Source organism: Oceanobacillus phoenicis, from assembly GCF_047238145.1.
Taxonomy (GTDB): Bacteria; Bacillota; Bacilli; order Bacillales; family Amphibacillaceae; genus Oceanobacillus.
In genome coordinates, this window is record NZ_JBDFME010000001.1 from 1,409,380 (window position 1) to 1,426,644 (window position 17,265).

Annotated in this window: 15 protein-coding genes; 10 read left to right on the plus strand and 5 right to left on the minus strand. The window is 36.0% G+C overall.

Features of this window, described 5'->3' with window-relative positions; translation table 11 throughout:
* Window positions 1–49 precede the first annotated feature (49 nt).
* Window positions 50–1,048, minus strand: coding sequence for an LCP family protein (locus ABC346_RS07285; RefSeq protein WP_413234220.1), 999 nt, complete (start codon window positions 1,046–1,048; stop codon window positions 50–52).
* Window positions 1,049–1,321: 273 nt separating this feature from the next.
* Here ABC346_RS07285 and wecB point away from each other — a divergent pair, with 273 nt between their 5' ends.
* Together wecB and nagA are read left to right on the plus strand one after the other, a co-directional pair.
* Window positions 1,322–2,425 (plus strand): non-hydrolyzing UDP-N-acetylglucosamine 2-epimerase, encoded by a 1,104-nt coding sequence (gene wecB, locus ABC346_RS07290; RefSeq protein ID WP_413236526.1) that lies wholly within the window; start codon window positions 1,322–1,324, stop codon window positions 2,423–2,425.
* A 158-nt stretch (window positions 2,426–2,583) separates the two neighbouring features.
* On the plus strand, window positions 2,584–3,759 hold the full coding sequence (gene nagA, locus ABC346_RS07295) for an N-acetylglucosamine-6-phosphate deacetylase (RefSeq protein WP_413234221.1): 1,176 nt from the start codon (window positions 2,584–2,586) through the stop codon (window positions 3,757–3,759).
* Between the two features lie 118 nt (window positions 3,760–3,877).
* Here the strand turns inward: nagA and ABC346_RS07300 are convergent, their stop codons facing one another.
* Window positions 3,878–4,048 (minus strand): YfhD family protein, encoded by a 171-nt coding sequence (locus ABC346_RS07300; RefSeq protein ID WP_413234222.1) that lies wholly within the window; start codon window positions 4,046–4,048, stop codon window positions 3,878–3,880.
* Window positions 4,049–4,878: 830 nt separating this feature from the next.
* Between ABC346_RS07300 and ABC346_RS07305 the strand changes: the two genes are divergently transcribed.
* Window positions 4,879–6,051 (plus strand): IS256 family transposase, encoded by a 1,173-nt coding sequence (locus tag ABC346_RS07305; RefSeq protein WP_413234223.1) that lies wholly within the window; start codon window positions 4,879–4,881, stop codon window positions 6,049–6,051.
* A 701-nt stretch (window positions 6,052–6,752) separates the two neighbouring features.
* Here ABC346_RS07305 and ABC346_RS07310 read toward each other — a convergent pair.
* On the minus strand, window positions 6,753–7,145 hold the full coding sequence (locus tag ABC346_RS07310; protein WP_413234224.1) for a hypothetical protein: 393 nt from the start codon (window positions 7,143–7,145) through the stop codon (window positions 6,753–6,755).
* 75 nt (window positions 7,146–7,220) lie between these two features.
* Window positions 7,221–8,195 (minus strand): cupin domain-containing protein, encoded by a 975-nt coding sequence (locus ABC346_RS07315; protein ID WP_413234225.1) that lies wholly within the window; start codon window positions 8,193–8,195, stop codon window positions 7,221–7,223.
* A 254-nt stretch (window positions 8,196–8,449) separates the two neighbouring features.
* Here ABC346_RS07315 and ABC346_RS07320 point away from each other — a divergent pair, with 254 nt between their 5' ends.
* A complete protein-coding gene (locus ABC346_RS07320; RefSeq protein ID WP_413234226.1) occupies window positions 8,450–9,403 on the plus strand; it encodes a nuclease-related domain-containing protein in 954 nt (317 codons plus the stop codon).
* 132 nt (window positions 9,404–9,535) lie between these two features.
* Here the strand turns inward: ABC346_RS07320 and ABC346_RS07325 are convergent, their stop codons facing one another.
* A complete protein-coding gene (locus tag ABC346_RS07325) occupies window positions 9,536–10,615 on the minus strand; it encodes a C40 family peptidase (RefSeq protein ID WP_413234227.1) in 1,080 nt (359 codons plus the stop codon).
* A gap of 576 nt (window positions 10,616–11,191) precedes the next feature.
* On the opposite strand from ABC346_RS07325, the gene ABC346_RS07330 reads away from it, so the two are divergent.
* From ABC346_RS07330 to ABC346_RS07355, 6 genes are all read left to right on the plus strand, one after another.
* Complete coding sequence (locus ABC346_RS07330; protein WP_413234228.1) at window positions 11,192–11,956, plus strand: YveK family protein; 765 nt, start codon at window positions 11,192–11,194, stop codon at window positions 11,954–11,956.
* Complete coding sequence (locus ABC346_RS07335; RefSeq protein WP_413234229.1) at window positions 11,934–12,629, plus strand: CpsD/CapB family tyrosine-protein kinase; 696 nt, start codon at window positions 11,934–11,936, stop codon at window positions 12,627–12,629. The genes ABC346_RS07330 and ABC346_RS07335 overlap by 23 nt, the downstream gene beginning before the upstream one ends.
* A 385-nt stretch (window positions 12,630–13,014) precedes the next feature.
* The gene (locus ABC346_RS07340; protein WP_413234230.1) at window positions 13,015–13,779 is read left to right on the plus strand and encodes a tyrosine-protein phosphatase; all 765 of its coding nucleotides are present in this window, start codon (window positions 13,015–13,017) and stop codon (window positions 13,777–13,779) included.
* 121 nt (window positions 13,780–13,900) lie between these two features.
* Window positions 13,901–14,587 (plus strand): LuxR C-terminal-related transcriptional regulator, encoded by a 687-nt coding sequence (locus ABC346_RS07345; protein ID WP_413234231.1) that lies wholly within the window; start codon window positions 13,901–13,903, stop codon window positions 14,585–14,587.
* Between the two features lie 89 nt (window positions 14,588–14,676).
* Entirely contained in the window at window positions 14,677–15,372 is a 696-nt protein-coding gene (locus ABC346_RS07350) for a helix-turn-helix domain-containing protein (RefSeq protein WP_413234232.1), read from the plus strand.
* Window positions 15,373–15,395: 23 nt separating this feature from the next.
* A complete protein-coding gene (locus tag ABC346_RS07355) occupies window positions 15,396–17,222 on the plus strand; it encodes a polysaccharide biosynthesis protein (protein ID WP_413234233.1) in 1,827 nt (608 codons plus the stop codon).
* Window positions 17,223–17,265 lie beyond the last annotated feature (43 nt).

Below are 17,265 nucleotides of genomic sequence, written 5' to 3' on the forward strand. Positions count from 1 at the left end.
CGATTCGGTGCTACTAACAACGAAAGCCCGGACTGAATGAAATTTCAACTTATGGATGAATAGGATTATCTTCCGTTAATTCATTTGTGCTGTATACCGCTGGCAATCCTAAATGTTTACGCAATTGGTCAGTGATTTCCTGCTGGCTTTGCTCTGCTACTTGATAATACCAACCGCCATTATCCAGATAGCCGCCAGCACCTTCAAGATTAATCTTCTCTATATTAATGGATGAGTTTATCATATAAGAAGAGAATGAAGTAATCTCTTGAAAGGTGAAGTTCGTGCGCATATTGTCACCGATAGCAACTAAAACATCTTCTAATTTCAAAACGGAAGAAAGTTGAGTAGCCTTGCTAGCAATAGCTGTTACGATTTCTTGCTGTCTTATACCTCTTTGAACATCACTATCATATTTTCTTGTTCGTGCAAGTGCTAAAGCTTCTTCTCCATTGATTTGTTGATACCCTTCTTCTAATTGAATTGCATCTGCTTGATCATTTGAATCCATCTCACTAATTTGAAAAGGCACATCATAATAGATTCCGTCTAATGCATCTACTACATCAACAAATGCATCAAAGTTTAGCCGTACATAATAATCAATCGGAATTTGAAAGAATTCTTCTATGGTTTCGATGGATGCCAACGGTCCTCCATATGCATGCGCATGATTGACTTTGGTATATCGCTCAACTGCGGGTATATACATATATGAGTCACGAGGAATGCTAAGTAACTTAATGGATTTTTCCGCTTTGTTAAAAGTCGCCAAAATTAACGCATCCGATCGGCTTTGTTCAGAGGGGTCTCTTTCATCTATACCGATAAATAAGATGGAGACATTGTCTTCAATTGGATTTACTTTTTCTGTACGTAATTGCGATGTTTCATTTTCTCTCCCAGTAGATTCATGATTATCTTCTACCAATTTTTCAGCAGTAGAATATAGGTGGTACGCATATGCAGAACCACTAGTTATAATTACTGCAATCACAATAAGTAATGCATAGATTAAATTCATTTTGAACGATTTTTTCGTCGCCATACGTGGTTCTCCTTATTTAGATTTTGTTCAGTAATTTATGTAGGGAATAAGCGAATGATATGCGAGAATTGGGGACAATGTTAAAATAGTTTAAATGTATGTAAATGAATCATTATGTTTGTAATCATTTTATAACTATCATCTTATAGGTTGTAACGATATAATATGAGTGAAAAGAAAATATCATTCCTTTTACATAACTATATAAAAAGTAACATCAAAAAGAAAGAATTATGTCAACGGAGCGTGATCCAAGTGAAACGTATTAAGGTAATGAATATATTTGGAACAAGACCAGAAGCTATAAAAATGGCACCACTTGTATTGGAATTAAAGAAACGTCCAGATGAGTTTGAAACGATTGTTACTGTTACAGCTCAGCATCGAGAAATGTTAGATCAAGTATTGGAAACATTCGCTATTACACCAGATTATGATCTTAATTTAATGAAACAGAATCAGACACTAGCCCAAATTACCAAAAGCGGTCTAGAAGGATTAGAAACAATCATGGATGAAACAAAACCTGATATCGTCCTTGTTCATGGAGATACGACTACAACATTTGTAGCTTCATTAACGGCATACTATAAGCAGATTACTGTAGGTCATGTAGAGGCGGGGCTGCGAACGTGGAATAAATACTCTCCATATCCAGAGGAGATGAATCGACAGTTAACGGGTGTAATTGCAGACTTACACTTTTCTCCCACTGACCAAGCGAAAGAAAATTTACTTCAAGAGAATAAACCAGAAGAAGATATTGTTGTAACGGGAAATACAGGAATCGATGCATTGAAAACAACGATTTCTTCGGAGTACAAGAGCGAAATTTTAGAAGCCGTAACGGATAAAAAAATTGTTCTTGTTACTGCACATCGACGTGAAAATCTTGGGAGTAACATGGAACAAATGTTTCGAGCGATTAAACGGTTAGTTGACGAACATGAAGATATCCATGTGATTTATCCGGTACATTTAAATCCAAAAGTAAGAGAAACAGCCAATCAAATTTTAAATAACCATGATCGTATCCAGTTGATCGATCCACTGCCGGTAATTGATTTCCATAATTTTATGTCGAGATCGCATTTAATTATGACTGATTCTGGTGGTATTCAAGAAGACGCTCCTTCACTGGGTGTTCCTGTATTAGTTTTACGTGATACAACAGAACGTCCAGAAGGAGTAAAGGCAGGAACATTAAAATTAGCGGGTACAGACGAAGATAATATATTCCGCATGGCGCACGAATTATTAACAGATAAAGAAGCATATGAAAAAATGGCACAAGCGTCTAATCCTTATGGGGATGGACAAGCTTCAGGAAGAATTGCTGATGCAATTGTGGCTTATTTTAACGAAAATAAAAAGTAAGGGGGAGGGTATCCAAGTGGATACCTTCTATTTTTACATATTGGTAGGTGTTCTATCATTTCCCGGGAAATATCGACAGCAATCTTTTTTGTTTTCGGTAGAAGGTATATAATAAAAGTACTATATAATTGATGCTTTAGAATGGGAGTGCCTGAAAAATGGGGAACGGAAACGTATGGATAAAGAATATAAAAACGATTTATACTGGCTTTGAAAAAATAGAGAATGCAGGAATCATTGTAAGTAACGGAAAAATTGATCGAATTATTTCCGGGCAGGAGCAGTTTGAACCATCACAAGGTATGGAAGTAATTGATGCCAAACATAAATGGAGTGCGATGCCAGGATTTATTGACGGGCATATTCATGGTGGATATGGCGTCGATGTAATGGATGCAGAGGCTCATTCATTACAACTATTAGCAGAAAAACTTCCAAGTGAAGGAACAACAAGTTTTCTTGCAACGACAATTACCCAATCACCTGAAGAAATTGAAAAAGCGCTTTTGAATGTTGGTTCTTTCAGTAATCAGCCTGGTACCGCAGAAATGGTGGGTGTTCATTTAGAAGGACCATTTGTCGAAGTGTCGAAAGCTGGAGCGCAGCCAAAAGAGTATATTGTAGAGCCAGACATAAACCAATTTCGACATTGGCAGCAAGCCTCTAGGAATCGGATTCGAACGATAACGATGGCACCCGAGCATGATACAAATGGAGAATTTATCAGAGATTTATATGAAGCTGGAATTAATGTATCTGCTGGTCATACAGATGCTTCCTTTTCTCAAATGAAAACAGCTGTAACTCAAGGTGTTCGCCAATTAACTCATTTATGCAATGCAATGAATGGCATCCATCATCGTGACATTGGGGCCGTGGGAGCAGCTTTTCAATTAGATAATTTACGTGCAGAGTTAATCACGGACGGGATTCATGTCGTGCCAGAAATGATGCAACTAATATACGATGCGATGGGTTCAGAACGGATCATTATTATTACTGATGCGATGCGAGCAAAAGGGCTAGCAGACGGTGATTATGAATTAGGCGGACAGCCTGTGACAGTAAAAGAGGGTAGAGCAATACTTGAGAATGGTAGTTTAGCTGGAAGTGTTCTGCAAATGATTGATGGCGTTAAGAATATGCTAAGTTTAAACGGAGTGGATATAGAAGACGTAATCCAGATGGCTTCGGTAAACCCCGCTAAGCAAATTGGTATTTTTGATAAAAAGGGGAGTATTGAAGTAGGGAAGGATGCAGATCTTCTTCTTGTAAATGAAGAGTTGGATATTCAGTATACAATATGTGGTGGGGAAACTGCTTATCGGAAGTGATGCTGACGTGTTGATCAAACGTTTGATCAATTGTTATCCCTAGTTCAACGGGAAGCCTATACGTTATTTAAGAAGTAGAAAAGAGGCGATTCGCAAAGGAATCTCCTCTTTTTCCTAACTATTTTTTCTTTGCACGCTTATCTGCTGCCCGACTTCTTGCTTGAGCCTCTTTGTCATCATAATCTGCTAATTCCTCGGAGAACTCGATATCACGACCATCTGACTTTTGATTTTCAGGAGTTTGCGAAAGAAAATTATTCTTAGACTTCTTATGCTCATCTCTACCCACGATAATCACCTCATTGTTTTAGTTTCGGTCCTTAGTATTTACCAATAAGGTGAAATTATTATCATTCGTGTCTGCTTCGTATGTACAAAGGATAAAAATAAATTAGCCATGAAATACAAGCAGTTATGGGGAGTGGAATGGTATGTTAAGCTATGCTCCCGAATTAAAGTAGTCGCCACAAATACGGTAAGATAAAAGGTGTTTAAGTTCCCGTAATGTAGAGAATCCCTCAAGAACGGTAACATTAAAGACATTTATGTGCCCATAGTGTAGAAGCATAGCCAAGGACGGTAAGATAAAAGGTGTTTATGTACCCATAGTATAGAAGCATAGCCAAGGACGGTAAGATAAAAGGTGTTTATGTGCCCATAGTGTAGAAGCATAGCCAAGATCGGTAAAAAAAAGGTGTTTATGTGCCCATAGTGTAGAAGCATAGCCAAGAACGGTAAGATAAAAATGATTTATGTTCCCTCAATTCAGAAGCCCTGCCAAATTCGGTAAGATAAAAGCTAAGTAATTATTATTGTATAGAATAATCCCTGGTGAGAAGGGTGGCTTTTCCTTTTACACAATAATAGTGACTTAATCTTATGAGTGCAGAGGAAGGTAGAAAAAGCGGTCGCTCATAGAGGAGATGAGTGCCCAGAATTAGAGGAAGGTAGAAAAAGCGGTCGCTCATAGAGGAGATGAGTGCCCAGAATTAAAGGAAGGCAGAAAAAGTGGTCACTCACAGATTAAGTCCATATAATTGTGTAAAAAGAAAAAGAGTCATTTTAATCTCTTTCGGTTACAATGTAATCAACCACGAATACACCGGAAGGAGAATTAAAATGACCCAATTACAGTTTAACCTAAATATGGACTTTCTAAAAGACTCTATCATGAATTCCAATCTAGATCATGTAGTGAAATCAACTATCATCCTAGTTTTGAATGAATACATGGAAAAAGAACGTGATGAATATTTAAAAGCGGAGACCTATGAACGAACGGAAGAACGCCAAGACTATAGAAATGGTTACTATGAGCGAGATTATATGTTGAGTATTGGGAAAATCAAGTTGCGTGTACCTCGAACACGAAGTGGAGAATTTGCCCCAACCGTATTTGAAAAATATAGGCGTTGTGACCAAGCATTTGCTTTATCGATGCTTGAAATGGTGGTGAATGGCGTATCCACTCGAAAAGTAAAAAATGTGGTGGAACAATTGTGTGGAGAATACGTTTCGAAATCTTTCGTATCTAGTCTTACGGAAAAGCTTGATCCGGTTGTAAAAGAATGGGCAAGTCGTTCATTAAGTACCGATTATTATCGATATGTATATGTAGATGCGATGTATATCAAAGTTCGCGAGCATCATAAAGTGGTATCTAAAGCAGTATATATTGCCACGGGGTTAAATGAGGGGAATAAACGTGAAGTAATTGGGTTGAAGGTAAGTCATGAGGAAAGCTATGAAGCTTGGAAAGAATTCTTAAATGAATTAGTAGGACGTGGTTTACAATCACCAAAACTCGTTATTTCCGATGCACATTCAGGATTAAAAAAAGCGATACAGAAAGTGTTTATTGGAACGTCCTGGCAGCGTTGTACGGTTCATTTTAAGAAAAACCTCATCGAACGGCTACCCAAAAAAGGAATGGAAGATATAAAAGAAGAATTAAAACGCATTTTCGCTGTAGTAACACCTGAAAACGCACGAAAGATAAAAGATGAATTCGTCCATCAACGCCAAGATAATCCCAAACTGGAAAAAGTAATAAATAATTTAGAAGTTGGTTTTGATGATGCCATTCAGTATCTTAATGAACCACAAGAATATCAAAAGCATATACGTAGTACAAACTCCCTCGAACGACTAAACCAAGAAGTAAGACGCAGGGAAAGAGTAATTCGTATCTTCCCGAATACGCAATCTGCTTTTCGTTTAATTGGAGCTGTATTAATGGATTACGAGGAAGAAGAACAAAAGAAAAGACCCATTTTCAACAGGGACAAATAGGCCTGATCGTGAGCGAAATTTGTTTTGGAAGGAAGGGTACCCTTCCTTCCAAAACAAATACAACTATATATTTAAAGTGGTTGATAATTTGTATTTTTGATTTTACACAATAATAGGGACTTGACTCACTCACAGAGGAGATGAGTGCCCAGAATTAAAGGAAGGCAGAAAAAGTGGTCACTCACAGAGGAGATGAGTGACCAGAATTAAAGGAAGGTAGAAAAAGCGGTCGCTCATAGAGGAGATGAGTGCCCAGAATTAGAGAAAGGTAGAAAAAGTGGTCGCTCATAGAGCTGATGAGTGCCCAGAATTAAAGGAAGGTAGAAAAAGGAGGCGCTCATAGAGGAGATGAGTGCCCAGAATTAAAGGAAGGTAGAAAAAGGAGTCGCTCATAGAGGAGATGAGTGCCCAGGATTAGAGGAAGGCAGGAAAAGCGGTCACTCATAAAGAAGATGAGTGCCCAGAATTAGATTAAGGAAGAAAAAGCGGTCGCTCATAAAGGAGATGACTATCTGAAGCGTTGGTAAGATAAAAGAAGCAGCTGGATATAATCGTTCTAGCATAAATCGACCTGATAAACACTAAAACAAAAATGCACCTTTGTTAAATTGATGAAAAGGATTCTTCCAATCAGTCAAATCCAAAACACCAATTAACAGGCGCATTCTATTACGGTTTAACATTATAAATTAGGTAGCAACCTATACTTTCTTCACTGCGATTGCTTGTGTGTAACTTGTTGTTTTTAATTCTTCTAATTCATCTTCCCGGAGCAAACCTAATTCAGCAGCTGCATTAATCTTTGTAACATCTGGTTTCTTTTGTACTTGAATTAAATCATGAAGCTGCATTTCTTCTAATTTCTCTACGGTTTCAGCTTCAAGGTATTTCTCAGCTTTTCTAATTTGCCGTACTAACTGATAACTTCCTTCTGAAAATTCCCCTTTTTTGTTCTCTCCTACTCGGTGGTCCATATAGGAATGAAATATCTCTTTAAGTTCTTTCATTTCGGAGTCGATTTCTTTCCGTAGCTTATTTAATTCGTAGTATCGAGATAGCATATCTTCTGTAACTGCATAGTCCCCTGTTTTCATTATTTAATTCCTCCTCAAAAAGCCCATTTGTACAGTCTATGGACAAGGAGTGGTGAATATTACTAGACTTGGGTCCTATTCAGAATCGTTATTTCCTTTTGGATTTGGGTAGTAATATACTGGCCCGCCATTAAAATTATTTGCAGGACGATCATAATTTCTAGGCTGTTGAGGATATTCATTGTATGCTATTGAATTCGGATACATTGGTTGTTGCGGTTGAAAGTTTAAATTTGTACCTACTTGGTTCATTTGCGGGTATAATAGATAAGGTTGCTGCGATGAATGCCAATTTGATTGAACTTCAGGATGCCCCTGATGTTGTTGATTTTCCCATTCGTGCGATTGATTAGCGGAAGTGTTAGGTTGTTGTGCATGATACCCAAGTGGTTGTATATTTGCTGGTGTGTATTGTGGTAAGGTTTGTTGAGAAATTGGTTGATTTAACTGGTCTGGATTACTGATAGTTGTTTCAGGTATGGATTCTTGTTCAGCTGTTACCGCATTTCGATTTTCACGATTTTGTACACAAGCATCTGTTGGTCCAATAACAATTGATTCGTTACCAATTGGTGCGATTGCTTCACTAAACGTATCTGGATCAAGGCAATACGTATGTGCCCACACATCCACCGGTGTTTTTGTTAGGATATCGGAACCAAGAATATATTCTGGGTATGGCGCATCAAAAATGGCTATTAAATGAGTTTGATCTTCGGATGCTTCCTCCCAATGCCACCATCCTTTTGGAATATTAGCTACTTCTCCAGGTGTGATTGTAATATCTTTCCTTTCATTTGTGAATGGATTAATTAGTGAAACAACGGCACTTCCGGAAATACAGTAGACCAGTTCAGCTGCATTCGGATGATAATGCGGTTCTACTACGCGACCGGTACTTAAATATATATCTAATAAAGATACATCTCCAAGTGTATCTAATACATCTCTTCCTAGACGATTAATGTAGTTTTCGTCATTGCGGGTAAATAGACGTTGTTGGTTTAAATCTAAGAAATACTGTCTATTTGGATTTGAATAAAATTCCATTGGGGATACTCCTGCCATAAATACAACTCCAATCATAAAATTTTCAATAACAGCGTATGTAACAAAATGGTTGATTGTGACAAATACCTAGATTTATATATTGACATTTGTGAAATGATTTATTCTATAAGTTACTGTCAATTTGATGGTAAAATAAGAGAGTTATCTTTCATTATATAGACAATATTTGTCATATTACTACATAATGAAAGATAGTAATTGTAAGATATAGAGATAGAGGAATGTGATTTTGAATGATTATCAAGAAAAGAAAGAAGCCAATTATATTGAATTCGTATGAATCAATATTGGCTAGATTGAGAAATGACTTTACGGAGAAAGAAATAATTGAACAACATTACTCCAAAAGTCATCGTCACTTTCTTGGTATGACTTCTGTCGATTTTTCTTTAAAAGCTATTGGAGCATCTTATACGATATTGCATGATGTGTATATTAAAGTAGAAAATCAATACCTTGAAGTAGACAACTTGATTATTACTCCACATACGATCTATATCATTGATGTTAATAATGATATCGTAGAACCTGCATTTGAATTTACCTCGGATCAAATTCAGAATGTGCCGTATAAACCAAAACTTATTATAGAAGAATTATTTCCATTTCAACAATTAGAATTTAAAAAAATTCAATTACAAAAATGGCTAGAGTCACAAGAGGTATACAACTTATCGATGGAGGCTTTTATTGTAATAAGTGATCCGAAAATAATGATAAAGATTATGCAAGATTCGATACCAATGGATAACTCGGTGGTAATGGTAAATAAACTTCAGCAAACAATCATGAATACTGAAGAGGGAAAATCAGCATATCCACCAATTATAGATCATCAGAAACTGGGAGATCTATTGAAATCTGTATGTAAAAAGAAGAAAATAAATATCTTGAAGAAATATAGTATCAGGGAAGGGGATGTCTTAACTGGAGTTGCATGCCCCGAGTGCGGGAAGTTAGGAATGATCCGCCATAATGGAAAATGGCAATGTCAGTCTTGTGAACATACTTCGAAACATGCCCACCGACAAGCATTGATGGATTATTATTATATTTTTCAACGCTCACTAACAAATCGAGAGGCTGCCAGATGGCTTCATGTAAAATCAAGACATATTGTCAAATATTTATTAAAAAGTGCGAATTATGTATTTAATAAGAAACAGCAAAAATGGTTTTTGAAGTGAAAAAGGTTATCCTCATCTCTTTTAGGAGGGGAGGGTGGCCTTTTTAAATTGTGTGGATAGATGAGAATTTTAAAAAGAACTCAATCAAAAAAACCCTCGTTCATCACGAGGGTTCATTTAGAAAATATATTATTAATAAAAACGTTTGTAGCTATCGAAGTGCTTGCTCCAGTAAGAATTATCTAGACTTGTAATTTGTACGCCGCTAGAACCAGCATGGATGAACTGGTTATTACCAATGTAAATTCCTAAATGAGAGATACCAGATTTATAGGTATTCTTAAAGAAGACTAAATCGCCTTTTTGTGGTGAATTTACATAGTAGGAACGATCAAAATATCCTTGGCTAGAAGTACGCGTAATGTCTTTTCCTGCTTTATTATATACATGATAGATAAATCCACTGCAATCAAATCCGCTTGTTGTTGAACCGCCCCAAACATATGGTGTACCATTTAAACTTTTTGCCGTGCTGATTAATTTATCAACATTGTAATCCACATCAACATTACTAGAAGAATTACTTCCACTGTTATTATTGTTGCCGCCACTACTTCCAGATGAAGAAACATTCAATTTCTGACCAACAATAATTAAACTAGAATTTAAGTTATTCCATTTCTTCAAGTTTGATACACTCGTATTATACTTATTAGCAAGTGCAGATAATGTATCGCCTGATTTAACTGTATGTACTTTAGCACTTCCTGATCCAGAGTTACCACTATTTGAACTACCTGAGTTAGAACCTGAGTTACTTGATCCAGAATTACTTGAACCGTTCTTGCTTACGACAAATTTATCTCCAGGATAAATTAAAGTCGTAGATAGGTTGTTCCACTTCATTAGATTGGATAATGAAATACCATGCTTTGAAGCAATACCACTTAACGTATCTCCACGTTTAACAGTGTATGTCGAGCTGCTTGAAGAATTAGAGTTCGAACTAGAATTACTAGAGTTTGAGTTACTAGAACTTCCAGAACTAGACTTACTTGTTTTCAGCACTTGATTCGGAAAAATAATATCCGATGATAGATTATTAATAGACTTCAAACTAGAAACAGATGTGTTATGTTGCTGAGCAATTTTCCATAAAGAGTCTCCAGATTTTACTTTGTACGATGATGCTTCTGCTTCATCCACTGCAAAGAATGCCGATGCTACTACTGCACTTGCGGTAACTGAAAAAAAGATTTTCTTACTTGCCATGTGTAGTCCCCTCCGTTGAGTTTAATAATTGAAATCTGATTGTAATAGACTCCTCTAAATAATTGTAGATATATTGTCTGAGGTAGTCTGGAAATGATAAGATATCGTAGGTCTATAGAAGTAATTCGATGGTTGCAAGATTGGCTTATTTTTAGTTAATATCCAATTATTAACAATAATGTAATCATATTATATCGTTTTTTGACATAATTTTATAGATTGAGAGGTTATTTGTAATATACAGGATAGAACTTCAGTCACGACTAGGTAATTAAACCTAAAAAATAAACCTTATTTTCAAAACTTTATAAAATAAATATAGAATTTACATAGTAATATGATATAATTCGGTTTATAATGTCGTATGGTATAGGATAATTTTGGTAGATTTGTTCGTAATTGGTTTTGATGATCAGGTTCCAGCCAAAATTGGACATCTGTGGTAGAACTTAATCTATACATATGGGATGAATAGTAGAGGTAATAGGTGAGATTCCTTTACTTACCAACTAAAAATTATTACATTATTCATTTTGTCATCTAAATAGAAGGTGACAAAATATTGGAGGTACACAAATGGAAGAGACAATATCCCTTAAGGAAATCTTTGGGGTCATCAAGAAGCGTCTTTTATTAATTTTTACGTTTATTTTACTCGCGGCGCTTGCAGCAGCAATTATAAGTTACTTTGTATTGACACCGAAATATGAAAATAGTTCACAGTTTATTGTGAATCAAAGCAACCAAGAACAAGCAAATCAATTTACGCAAACAGATATTCGTACGAATGTAGAAATCATTAATACATATAACGTTATTATTAAAAGTCCCGCAATTCTGGATACAGTAGCTGATGAATTACAATTAGACCTATCAAGTACTGAGTTATCAGAAAAAATTAGCGTGACTAGTGAAGAAAATTCTCAAGTAGTTACCGTTACTGCTACTGATCCTGACCCTGTACTAGCGACAGAAATTGCTAATACGACTGTACAAGTGTTTCAGGATGAAATTCCAGATATTATGAATGTAGATAATGTTTCGGTTCTCTCTCAGGCAGAACTTGCAGAAGAACCTTCACCAGTTGCCCCGAATCCAATCTTAAATATTGCGATTGCGATTGTACTTGGTGCAATGGTAGGTGTAGGTATCGCATTCTTGTTAGAGTACATAGATAATACGATTAAGACAGAACAAGATATTGAGAAGCAATTGAATATCCCTGTGCTGGGTGTTATCTCTCATTTAGATGACAAGGATGTTCGTCAGGAACAGTTCTCACGTACAACTTCCAAAAATACAGTAAGGGGTGGTCTAGATGGCGCGAAAAAAACTGTCTAACATTAATAATAAGATGCGACACCTCATTACAAAGATAAACCCTCGTTCACCGATTTCAGAGCAGTATCGTACTATCCGTACGAACTTACAATTCGCTTCGGTTGATCATGAATTAAGAAGTATCTTACTTACTTCTGCAGGTCCTTCTGAAGGGAAATCAATGACAACGGCAAACTTAGCAATCGTCTATGCACAGCAAGGAAAGCGGGTACTATTAGTTGACGCGGATTTACGAAAACCAACGATCCATTATACATTTCGATTAGATAATCTACGCGGACTTAGTAATATATTAGTGGGGGAAACCTCTATGCAGGATGCAGTAGAATCAAGTGATGTAGAGAACCTTGATCTAATCTCATGTGGTCCTGTTCCACCAAACCCGTCTGAATTATTAGGTTCGAAACGCATGCAGTTCTTTATCGAAGAAGCAAAGCAGCATTATGATATTGTCATTTTTGATATGCCACCAGTATTAGCGGTAACAGATGCACAAGTGATGTCCAACTTTGTAGACGGAGCGATTCTCGTCGTTCGGAGTAAACGAACAGAGAATGAAGCAGCGAATAAAGCGCTAGAAGCATTGCAATCAGTTAATGCAAATGTGCTAGGAGCTGTGTTAAATGATCGTGATAAGAAAGATGCGAACTACTATTACTACTATGGAAGCTAAATAGAAAAAAGAGCGCAACCGTCCTGTGATGCGCTCTTTCTTTTTCTTTACCGACGTTGTTACGAGTCACCTGTAAGAACTACCGTTTAATTACAGGTTTGAGCCTTCTATCAGTGGTAGTTCAATAGATTAGCTCTAGGTCACTTGAAGTGAACCTATGACTTTTCTATGACAGGAAAACCCTAGAAATTTACTTGGATTTTTGCTATAATTATCAAGTGGTAAATTTTACCTATTTGACAAGTTGATTTCATACCTTAAGACGTGTAAAAGTATATGTTATTAATTGTATTGCTAATAGAACTACCGTATAATAGATTTTAATCGTTTAATAATTCAAATAATTAATATAACAAATATTTTTTAGAAAGGAAGGTTTTTCGACATGATAGATATCCATACACATATTTTACCTGGCGTCGATGATGGTGCGAAAACAGAAGAAGATAGCATTGCAATGGCCAAACAGGCAGTTGCTCAAGGTATCACGACAATCGTCGCTACACCACATCATCGAAATGGCTCTTATTTTAATGACAAATCTTCCATTGTTCATAATGTGAACATATTAAATCAATTATTATCCGATCACCAAATTCCGTTAGAGATTTTGCCAGGGCAGGAAACCCGTATAAATGGGGATATGATTATTGACATAGATTCGGATGATTTATTGCCAATCAATTATTCGAAGTACTTATTTGTTGAATTTCCATCAGCTAGTGTACCTCGTTATGCAAAGCAAATGTTATTTGATATTCAAATGAAAGGGTATACCCCGGTAATCGTACACCCGGAAAGAAATCAAGAATTGCTTGAGCAACAAGATAAGTTATACAATTTTGTGAAAAATGGTGCGCTTACACAAGTGACTGCGGCAAGTCTTATAGGTAAATTCGGTAAAGATATTCAGAAGTATGCCAATCAATTAATCGAATGTAATCAGTCACACTTCATAGCATCAGATGCACATAATATTAAATCTCGAAAATTTGTAATGGCTGAAGCATTTGATTATGTACGAACGAAGTTTGGAAATGATTATGTATATATGCTTCAAGAAAATGCACAATTACTCTTAAATAATAGTAATGTTAACCGAATGGAACCAACACAACCGAAAAGAAAGAAATTTCTAGGACTCTTTTAACACAACACGATAGAATTCTTCTGTGAAATTGAAGCAATCAAGGAGAATTATCATTTACAACAGGATTTACTCATATGCAATTCTGGGGGGAAGCGCATACTGATTAAAGGGGTAATTTAGCATGAGAGTATTATTAGTCGAGAACGGAAAAAACGATCAAGACAACTTAGAAGATTACTTAAAACAAGATGATTCACTAAAACTAATAGACCCAAAATCTATTAATAATCTGGATGAGAATTTTGTTGCAGAGTCTATCCCGGATATTGTTATCTTGCATGAAGAATATATTGATAAAGACACCCTTCAACAAGCAAAAAAGGTAAAACAAGTATTACCAAATAGCAAAGTAATCCTCATCTATCACACACCAAATAAAGAACAGTTACTGCAAGGAATGCTGATTGGATTAGATGCAGTTATTCCGTATGAATTATTTATCCATCAAAGCATTGAGACTTTACGCATTGTTCAAGCTGGAGCTACTGTTTTTCCTTTTGAGGTTAATAGTATCGTTTCAGAACAATTAAGAGATATTGTCATCGATAAAAAAGAATTATTTCAAGAGAAAATCAAACAACATGGTGTCCGTCTAACAAAAAGAGAAGTGGATATCGCTTATCTTTTAATGACAAACCATACAAATCACCAAATATCTTCTAAATTATTTCTTGGTGAAGGGACTGTAAAGAACTATATTAGTGAAATTTATAACAAACTAAACATTCATAATCGTTCTAAAACAATCGAATTTTTAACGGAAATTTTCCAATCGGAGGAATATTTTTCTAAAAGTGACTTTTTATGACAAAAAGTCACTAATTTTATTTTTGGGTCTATAGTATTATGGATATACATCTTTTAAACGGATGATTATTGAGATAAGGCGGAAAAAGAATGATAGAGGTTGTGTATGTAAGTAATGATAATGAACAAATGCAATATATACATAGACTTTTAGATCGTGGGACCGTAGAAATTTTGTCCTGGGATAGGAAAATTTCGGAATTCATCATAAGTCATAGTCCGAATGTTGTCATATTTGATGTGGAATCGATTGAAAATAAAGAATTATTATTGGAGAAAATCACATTTATTAAAGAAGAACAACCAGGCGTCAAGATTATCCTCTTAGTTCCAACAGTCGTTGAAATAGAAATGTACACAATGATTAGTCATGTCGATAGTATTCTCGAAAAATATCAGATGGAAGAGAATGAATTGCACCAAGTAATTGACCAATTACAACATGATTATTTTTATTTGCCAATATCCGCGCATAAAGGATTAATGGAGCGAGTGCAAGAATTAAAAAAAGCAAATTTCGATATCTTCTACCAGAAGTTAACCGATAATGGCATTGAAATTAGCATCAAAGAAGCGCATGTCGCTTATCGTGTGAAAGATGGGTTAAGAAATCTTAGCATTGCAAATGAATTAGGCATTGCGGAAGGGACTGTAAAGATTCACGTCAGTAATCTGTATCGAAAGTTGCATATAAAGGGCCGACGAAATATGATAGAATTTTTAAATAATCTAAAATCTGACTCTTTAATAAACAAGGAAAATAGAGAATATAACGTAATTTCGTAGTTTGATAGAGGAGAGGTCGCATTATGTCGTATAAGCAAAGGTTGATGTTGCTTATTTTATTAGACTCGGCAATTGTTAGTACAGCAATTTTTATTGCTTTTTGGGTTGTTTATCCTGCATATCCAGATGTATTTCTTGCTGAAGAATTATGGATAAGCGCGATTGCATTACTCGTGTTTCATCATATGTTTGCATTTGTGTACAAGTTATATAACAAAGTTTGGGCATATGCGAGCGTGCGTGAGTTATTGGCGATTGTACAGGCAGTAACGCTCACTGTTTTATTGGTGGCAGTAGTTCAAATGATTGCTAATGGAATGATTTATCGTCGTGCCTTAGTAATTACCTGGTTATTACATATCGTATTAATCGGTGGTTCTCGTTTTATGTGGAGAATTGTCAGAGATCGTTATATTAAAAAGAATATCGATCAAAAGCGCACACTTATTATCGGTGCTGGATCAGCAGGGGCAATGATTGCACGCCAACTGCAAAATGAACATCAATCAGAAATTTATCCAGTAGCATTTATTGATGATGATTTAGCGAAGCAAAGAATGGAAGTCTATAATCTTCCAGTTGTCGGTAGCTCAAAAGATATTCCGGATAAGGTAAAGGATCTTGAGATTGAACATATTGTTATTGCCATTCCATCACTCAAAAATGGCGAGTTAAAAAGAATCGTCGAGCTTTGTGGAGAGACAGTAGCAAAAGTACAAATGATACCGAAAATAGAAGACTTGATGACGGGGAAAGTATCTGTAAGTCATTTAAAAAATGTGGAAGTTGAGGATCTCTTAGGGAGAGAGCCTGTGAAACTAGATATTGAAGCAATCTCTGAATACGTCACAGGAAACACAGTGATGGTTACAGGAGCTGGAGGTTCAATCGGCTCAGAAATATGTCGCCAAGTAATGCGGTTTACACCTCAGAAAATCTTATTAGTCGGTCATGGAGAATACAGCATTTATAACATTGATATGGAATTAAACAACCGCTATTCAGATTCTGAGATTGAAATCGTCCCAATTATCGGTGATGTCCAAGACCGAGACCGTATGCACCAAATTATGCAAGAGCATCACCCGTCAGTTGTTTACCACGCTGCAGCACATAAGCACGTTCCATTAATGGAGTACAACCCACATGAAGCAATTAAAAATAATGTTATTGGTACGAAGAATGTCGCAGAAGCAGCCGATGCATTTGGAGTTAGCACATTCGTAATGGTATCAACCGATAAAGCAGTGAATCCAACCAATGTGATGGGGGCAAGTAAACGAATAGCAGAGATGGTCGTTCAGGATTTAGCTGCAAAAAGCAGTACGAAATTTGTCGCAGTTAGATTTGGAAATGTACTCGGAAGCAGAGGCAGTGTAATCCCGCTATTTAAAAAGCAGATGGAACAAGGTGGTCCAATTACCGTTACTCATCCAGAGATGACTCGTTACTTTATGACAATTCCTGAAGCGTCGAGATTAGTTGTACAAGCTGGAACACTGGCTAAGGGTGGAGAAATCTTTGTACTTGATATGGGGAATCCAGTGAAAATTGCTGATCTTGCCAAGAACCTTATTCGTTTATCAGGATATAGTGAAAGCGAAATTGAAATCAAATATACAGGGATTCGTCCTGGAGAAAAAATGTTCGAGGAATTACTTGGTGAGGATGAAGTATTTCCAGAGCAAGTATACGAAAAGATTTATGTCGGGCGTACGGTAGAAGTAGACCAGCAATTAATAACTAATCTATTAATCCATTTTGAAGGATTTAATACAGAAATTTTAAAAGATGAAATGATGAATATTGTTTTTGCAGAACGTCGAATTTTAGAAACGTTGAAGGCTTAACTAATTTTAATTTTAATATAACCAATTGTGAGAAGGTATATAA

Bases quoted from the DNA above. Each gene is read 5' to 3' on its own strand.
- ABC346_RS07285 (WP_413234220.1), bottom strand. From the start codon at position 1,048: ATGGCGACGAAAAAATCGTTCAAAATGAATTTAATCTATGCATTACTT.
- wecB (WP_413236526.1), top strand. From the start codon at position 1,322: ATGAATATATTTGGAACAAGACCAGAAGCTATAAAAATGGCACCACTT.
- nagA (WP_413234221.1), top strand. From the start codon at position 2,584: ATGGGGAACGGAAACGTATGGATAAAGAATATAAAAACGATTTATACT.
- ABC346_RS07305 (WP_413234223.1), top strand. From the start codon at position 4,879: ATGACCCAATTACAGTTTAACCTAAATATGGACTTTCTAAAAGACTCT.
- ABC346_RS07310 (WP_413234224.1), bottom strand. From the start codon at position 7,145: ATGAAAACAGGGGACTATGCAGTTACAGAAGATATGCTATCTCGATAC.
- ABC346_RS07315 (WP_413234225.1), bottom strand. From the start codon at position 8,195: ATGGAATTTTATTCAAATCCAAATAGACAGTATTTCTTAGATTTAAAC.
- ABC346_RS07320 (WP_413234226.1), top strand. From the start codon at position 8,450: ATGATTATCAAGAAAAGAAAGAAGCCAATTATATTGAATTCGTATGAA.
- ABC346_RS07325 (WP_413234227.1), bottom strand. From the start codon at position 10,615: ATGGCAAGTAAGAAAATCTTTTTTTCAGTTACCGCAAGTGCAGTAGTA.
- ABC346_RS07330 (WP_413234228.1), top strand. From the start codon at position 11,192: ATGGAAGAGACAATATCCCTTAAGGAAATCTTTGGGGTCATCAAGAAG.
- ABC346_RS07335 (WP_413234229.1), top strand. From the start codon at position 11,934: ATGGCGCGAAAAAAACTGTCTAACATTAATAATAAGATGCGACACCTC.
- ABC346_RS07340 (WP_413234230.1), top strand. From the start codon at position 13,015: ATGATAGATATCCATACACATATTTTACCTGGCGTCGATGATGGTGCG.
- ABC346_RS07345 (WP_413234231.1), top strand. From the start codon at position 13,901: ATGAGAGTATTATTAGTCGAGAACGGAAAAAACGATCAAGACAACTTA.
- ABC346_RS07350 (WP_413234232.1), top strand. From the start codon at position 14,677: ATGATAGAGGTTGTGTATGTAAGTAATGATAATGAACAAATGCAATAT.
- ABC346_RS07355 (WP_413234233.1), top strand. From the start codon at position 15,396: ATGTCGTATAAGCAAAGGTTGATGTTGCTTATTTTATTAGACTCGGCA.